The organism is Protofrankia sp. CiP1_Cm_nod4, from assembly GCF_982290645.1.
In genome coordinates, this window is the sequence record NZ_CEVIVC010000105.1 from 6,294 (window position 1) to 12,377 (window position 6,084).

The following is a 6,084-nucleotide window of genomic DNA, read 5'->3' on the forward strand; positions in this document are numbered from 1 at the left end:
GTCCACACGCCGCGGCTGTGTCGACAGCGACCGGCCGAACGCCTCTACGCCCGGGGGGCGGTGTCGGCTGCTGGTGAGTCCCGCGGGCTGAGCAGGCTGAATCCGGCGTCAACGGCGGCCGCGGCGAGCCGGTCGTCGTAGGTGACGAACGCGTCGAGTTCCCGGCCGAGGACCCGTGCGGTCGCCAGATGGATGGCATCCAGTGAACGCGACATCCGGTCCGGTCCGTTCATCGCAGCCTCGACGATGTCGTCGTCGATGGAAATGTAGTCGAAGGCCAGCAGCAGCTCACGCGCATCCGGAATCATCACCGGCAGAACCCGGCTGACCGATCGCATGACCTCGATACGGAGCAACGCGGAACTCACCCACGAAGCACTGGAATTACTGTCATAAAATGCCGCGAACGCCAGGGAGTGCGTCTCCTCGGCGAGGAGCTTGATGGCGGCCGAGGTGTCCACGTAGTAAAGGCTCACCACGTTTCCTCGGCGCGTAGCGCCGCGAGCGTCTCACCGAGGCGGCCGCCGTCGCCTGGCCGCATCCTCGGCCGGTATCCGGGCCGTACCGCCAGCCGGGCTCTGCCGGACTCGACCAGCCGCGTCATGACCGGGGCCGGTTCCCGCTCCTCGGCGGGCACGATGCGGGCGATCAGCCGGCCGTACTCGGTCACGTCGACGGTCTCACCACGCCGGACCCGGGCCAGCACCTCGCTGGTGTTGTGGCGAAGCTCCCGTAGGCCCACCACATGATCACCAGTGATCGCCATAACCCATATGTATCACAAATTTGTGGCCACTTCTCCGGTGACGTCGCGACGCGGCCATCAACGGCCGTTAGCGGACGGCTCTCAAGACTGCCACCGGGTCACGGGCTGCCATCGGAGGGACGAGACCGGTCCGGTGGCAGCCCGTGACACCCGCCGTGGGATGCGGGCCGCGGTCGTCAGGCGGCGACGTTCTTGCGGGGGCGGCCGCGGGGACGCTTGCGCGGGACGACGGCGCCCGTGGCAACGAGCTCGCCACCCCACACGCCCCAGGGCTCGCACCGGTCGAGGGCGGCGGCCAGGCAGGCGTGCCGCAGCGGACAGTCGACGCAGACCGCCTTCGCGGATTCGACGTCCTCGGGGGACTCCGCGAAGAACAGGTCCGGGTCGACGTCCCAGCAGGGCAGCGCCAGCTGGTCCCGCTCGATCCGGGCGACGATCGAGGGGTCGAACACCGGTGTCACCTCCGGCACTGAAGGAGCAGGAAGGGAATCGATCAGGAAACCGGTCGGGGGCGGTTCGACCGGGACAGCTGGTTCGGTCAATGTCGCTCCAGGCATTCGTTGGTTCGGCAATTCGGCTGATCCGGCTGGTTCGGCTGGTTCGGCGATTCGGCTGGTTCGGCGATTCGGCGATTCGGCTGATCCGGTCGGCTCGGCTGATTCGGCGGATCGGGCCGAAAAACACTCAGGGCCGCGGTTCCCGTCGGGGATCCGCGGCCCTGGTCGGCGCTCGGGCGGCCGGTCAGGCCAGGAGCAGACCTCGGGACGGACCCGGGACGGACAGCGCCTTGCGCATCGTCGATGCCTGGGCGCGGGCGTTCGCGGCCAGGGCGTGATGCGCGGCGGCTACGCGGATCCGGCGCGGATCGTCGGCGAACCCACGGGCGGCCGTGGAGGCGGCGGGTGCGCTCCCGAGGGGAACAGCCGCGACCGGACGGACCACACCACGCAGGCCGGGCGGGTACACCCGCCACACGAACGCGGCGACGATCCCCACCATCCTCATGGGGACCACCTCCATCGCGTTCGGGCCGGGCTTGGCGTTCTCAGGCCGGGCGCAGGTCAGGCACGCTCAGCGCTCATCAGCACCGTAGAAGCCGGCCGCGGCGGTCGCAACCTATTTTTCGCGCTTCCGAACGAGCACTCTACGCAATCAGTATGACTGGTGCCACGGCTGACCGATACCGCGACTGAAGGTGTCACGATCGTCACAGTCCTGGGGGCCCGGGGGTACTGCCGGCGAACGGCGGGACGTCAACCGGGTGGTTCCCGCCCGTCCATCAGGGCAAGCACGTCCTCGCCGTAGCGGTCGAGCTTGGCCTGGCCGATCCCGGGGATGCCCACCAGCTCGGCGACGGACGTGGGCCGGTGCTCGGCGATCGCCATCAGCGTCGCGTCGGTGAACACCACGAAGGCCGGCGCGCTCTGCTCCCTGGCCCGGGCGGAGCGCCAGGCCCGCAGCCGCTCGAAGAGCGCCTGGTCGATGTTGGCCGGGCAGCTGTCGCACCGGCCCGTCCGGGCGGCCTGGCCCACCAGGGGACGCTGGCACACCCGGCAGCGCACCGCGGAGCGGCCACGGGCGCGCTGGGCATCGGCGCCGTCCGCTCCCGGGCGCGCCGGCCCACCCGCCGGTCTGCCCGCCGACGCCGCCGGACGGGGCGCCAGACCGTCGAGGAAGCGCGACGGCCGGCGGGACCTGCGGCCGCCCTCGTGGCGGGCGAGCGCCCACGACAGCGCCAGCCGCTCGCGCGCCCGGGTGACGCCGACGTAGAGCAGGCGCCGCTCCTCCTCGACCTGCGCCGGGGTCTGCGCGTGGACGATAGGCAGCGTCCCCTCGGCCAGGCCGACCAGGAAGACCGCGTCCCACTCCAGGCCCTTGGCCGCGTGCAGGGACGCGAGCGTGACCCCCTCGACGGTGGGGATGTGCTGGTGGGCGGCCCGGTCGGCGAGATCGGCGACGAAGTGGTCGAGGGTGGCGCCCGGATCGGCGGCCGCCAGGGCCTCGGCGAGGCGCACGAGCGCGGCCAGGTTCTCCCAGCGCTCCCGCTGCGCGCCCGAGCCGTTCGGCGGGTCGTCGCCGCGCCAGCCCAGCGCGGCGAAGACCTCCGTGACCTCGGCCACCAGCCCCGCCGGCCGGTCGGTGTCGGCCGACCGCGCGGCCGCCCGCAACAGCTGGACGGCCTCGGCGACCTCCGGCCGCTCGAAGAACCGCTCACCGCCGCGGACCAGGTACGGGATGCCGGCGGCGGCGATCGCGGTCTCGTACGCCTCGGACTGGGCGTTGACCCGGTACAGCACGGCGATCTCGCTGGCGGGCACGCCGGCGCCCAACAGCGCGCGGATGCGGCGGGCGGCCGCGGCCGCCTCCTCGGGCTCGCTGTCGAACTCGGTGAACGTCGGGGCCGGGCCGTCCGGGCGTTGCGCGACCAGCCGCGGCGGCTCGTGCCGGGACACCGCGAGCACGGTCCCCGCCGCACCGTGCGTCCCTGGCCCGCCCGCCGTGTCCCGCGCGCCGGGAGGGCCGGCGGTGCCGGCCCTCCCGACCAGCCGGTTGGCCAGCCCGACCACCTGCGGGGTGGAGCGGTAGTCCCGCACGAGACGGACCACCTGGGCCTCGGGGAAGCGCCGGGGGAAGTCCAGCAGGTAGCGGGGGGACGCCCCGGTGAACGAGTAGATGGTCTGGTTGGCGTCACCGACCACGCAGATGCTGTCCCGCTCGCCGAGCCAGGCGTCGAGCAGGCGCTGCTGCAGCGGGTTGACGTCCTGGTACTCGTCCACCACGAAGTGGCGGTAGCGGGAGCGCAGCTCCTCGGCGACCCAGCCGTGCTCCTCGATCACGGCGGCGGTCAGCAGCAGCAGGTCGTCGAAGTCGAGCACGCCCGCCTCCCGCTTGGCCTGCTCGTAGGCGGTGTACAGCCGGGCGGCCACCTCGGGCGGGTGCGCCGTCTCGCGCCCGGCCGCGGCGGCGGCCGCCGGGTACTGCTCGGGGGTGAGCAGGGTGGCCTTGGCCCACTCGATCTCGGCGGTGAGGTCCCGGAGCTCGGTCCGGCCCGGTGTCAGGCCGGCCCGGCTCGCCGCCCGGCCCACCAGCGCGATCCTGCTCTCGACGAGCCTGGGCAGCGCGGCCCCGGCGATCCTGGGCCAGAAGTAGCCGAGCTGCCGCAGCGCGGCCGCATGGAAGGTGCGCGCCTGGACGCCGTCCGCGCCGAGTGTGCGCAGCCGGCCGCGCAGTTCCCCGGCCGCGCGCGTGGTGAAGGTCACAGCAAGTACCTGGCCGGGAGGGACGGTGCCCGACGCCACCAGGTGGCCGATCCGATGCGTGATCGCCCGCGTCTTGCCCGTGCCCGCGCCGGCCAGCACGCAGACCGGGCCGACCGGGGCGAGCACCGCCTGGCGCTGCTCCGGGTCGAGCGCGTCGACCAGCCACTGCCCGGACACGCCCGCACCGCCCGGGAACGGCGCGTCCCGCGCCGGGTCGTCGACGGTCGCACGCGCCATGGGAGGAGTCGCACGCGCCATGGGAGGAACGGTAGCCGCCGCCACCGACGGGAAGCGACCGGGCCGCGCCGCGGTTGTGAAGATTTGTTCTGTCACCGCTACCGAAGGGACCGTTCGTGCCGACGATCTACACCACGTCGTGGTGCGGCTACTGCACCCGCCTCAAGCGTCAGCTCGACCAGGCCGGCATCCCGTACGAAACGGTCGACATCGAGCAGAACCCACAGGCTGAACAGATCGTCCGAGCTATCAACAACGGCAACGCAACCGTGCCCACCGTCGTCTTCGAGGATGGCACCGCGCTGACGAACCCGAGCCTGCGCCAGGTCACGGAGAAGACCTCTTCTGCCGCATAACGGATACTCAGAGCGACAGATAGCAGCAGCAGAGCAGCGGCTGCGCGCCGACTTGAGCCCGTAGAGCTTGATCGAGGGACGGTCTCCGTCACTGCCCGTGAAGTTTGTGGGAGAGTTCGGGCTGTGTCGTCAGTACCTTCAGCACGTACGTGGAGCGCGGTCGATGCCGCACTGCAGGCCGCGGGCGCCATCCATGGGATGGAAGCGACAGGCTTCGTGGTCCTGTCGGGCTCGACCGCGACCTACCAGCGGACGGCGGGGACCATGCCCGGCCTCGACGCGGGTCTGACGCTGCCCCGGAGCGAGACCGTCAGCGCGAGGGTGCTCGACGGCGCGCCCGTCACGCTGGCGGGCGTCGGCAACGACCCCGCGTTCGCGGGGACGGACGAGCCGTCGCGCCTGGGAGTCCGCAGCTATGTCGCCATGCCGGTGGTGGGCGACGATGGGCGGTTACACGGTCTGCTCGTCGGGCTCGACCGGCAGCACGTCACCGTCCCCACGTCCGCGGTCACGCTGCTGCGGGGCATCGCTGACGCTCTGGGCGTCGTCGTCGGCACGGCCGAGCGTGACGAGACGGCCGAGCGTGACGAGACGGCCGAACGTGACGAGACGGCCGAACGTGACGAGACCGAACGGCGCAAGCCGCCGGCGGCGCCAGCTCCGGCCGCGCCGTCAGGCGGTGGCGCGACCCGGCCCGCGCGCCCGGGAGCGGCCGGGGGCGGGCCGGGCGTCCGGGGCCCCGCGGCCGAAGCCGCGCCCGGCGGGCCGGCGCCCGGCGGCCGTTCCGAACTGCGCCTGCGCAGGGCCACGATCGGATGGATCGTGGAAGGGCCAGCAGGCGAGGTCCGGCCGGTCGGTGACCTGCTCTCCGCGATGGTGCTCGCCGACCTGCTCGCCGAGGACCTCGCTCCGCCCGGCCGGCCCCGGCGTCCCGATCACGAGCTCACCGAGATCGAGCAGCTGCGGCTGTCGGTGGTACAGCTGGAGCACGCGCTCGCGTCCCGGGTCATCGTCGAACAGGCGATAGGCGTGCTGGCCGAGCGTCACCGGCTGCGGCCCAGGGAGGCGTTCGAGCGGCTGCGGCGGACCGCCCGCGGCATGGGACGGCGCGTGCACGACCTCGCCCGGCAGGTGGTCGAGTCGGTCTCCGACCCGCGCACGGTCCTGCCCGGGGAGCTGGCCGGCCGTGGCGGCACTCCCCGGCCGGCACCGCCGCGGGCCAACCCGTCCCGCCGCTGACCCTCCTGCCCCAGCGCCGGCCACAAGGCGGCTGCGGCCGGCCGGGGCAGGGGGAAGCGGCCATCAGCCGCCGTCGCGAACGGCTCCTCGGGGCGCTGTGGGCCGCTTCCGGGCCGGCCGTGCCAGGCCACCAGGCGAAACCGGGCCGGACAGGGCCGGCCGTGCCACGCCGCGCCGAGCGGCCCGGCCACGAGCCGGCCGGACGGCCACCGCCAGCCGGTCCGGA

7 protein-coding genes are annotated in these 6,084 nt (G+C 73.3%); 2 read left to right on the forward strand and 5 right to left on the reverse strand.

Going from position 1 to position 6,084, the window contains the following annotated elements:
* Positions 1–44: 44 nt before the first annotated feature.
* The 5 genes from AC5LSR_RS17745 to AC5LSR_RS17765 form a co-directional block, all read right to left on the reverse strand.
* Positions 45–476, reverse strand: a complete 432-nt coding sequence (locus tag AC5LSR_RS17745) for a PIN domain-containing protein (RefSeq protein ID WP_250286643.1) — start codon at positions 474–476, stop codon at positions 45–47.
* Positions 473–766, reverse strand: coding sequence for a type II toxin-antitoxin system Phd/YefM family antitoxin (locus AC5LSR_RS17750; protein ID WP_493468697.1), 294 nt, complete (start codon positions 764–766; stop codon positions 473–475). The genes AC5LSR_RS17745 and AC5LSR_RS17750 overlap by 4 nt, the downstream gene beginning before the upstream one ends.
* Before the next feature lie 176 nt (positions 767–942).
* Positions 943–1,218 carry a WhiB family transcriptional regulator gene (locus AC5LSR_RS17755; protein ID WP_250286639.1) on the reverse strand — a complete coding sequence of 92 codons (276 nt, stop codon included), beginning with the start codon at positions 1,216–1,218 and terminating at the stop codon, positions 943–945.
* A gap of 289 nt (positions 1,219–1,507) precedes the next feature.
* Positions 1,508–1,771: a hypothetical protein gene (locus tag AC5LSR_RS17760; protein WP_250286637.1), complete on the reverse strand. Its 264-nt coding sequence runs from the start codon at positions 1,769–1,771 to the stop codon at positions 1,508–1,510.
* A gap of 248 nt (positions 1,772–2,019) precedes the next feature.
* Positions 2,020–4,263 carry an ATP-dependent DNA helicase UvrD2 gene (locus tag AC5LSR_RS17765; RefSeq protein WP_493465305.1) on the reverse strand — a complete coding sequence of 748 codons (2,244 nt, stop codon included), beginning with the start codon at positions 4,261–4,263 and terminating at the stop codon, positions 2,020–2,022.
* A 116-nt stretch (positions 4,264–4,379) separates the two neighbouring features.
* On the opposite strand from AC5LSR_RS17765, the gene AC5LSR_RS17770 reads away from it, so the two are divergent.
* Together AC5LSR_RS17770 and AC5LSR_RS17775 are read left to right on the forward strand one after the other, a co-directional pair.
* Positions 4,380–4,619 (forward strand): mycoredoxin, encoded by a 240-nt coding sequence (locus tag AC5LSR_RS17770; protein WP_250287546.1) that lies wholly within the window; start codon positions 4,380–4,382, stop codon positions 4,617–4,619.
* Positions 4,620–4,835: 216 nt separating this feature from the next.
* Positions 4,836–5,858 (forward strand): GAF and ANTAR domain-containing protein, encoded by a 1,023-nt coding sequence (locus AC5LSR_RS17775; RefSeq protein WP_493465304.1) that lies wholly within the window; start codon positions 4,836–4,838, stop codon positions 5,856–5,858.
* Positions 5,859–6,084: the final 226 nt, after the last annotated feature.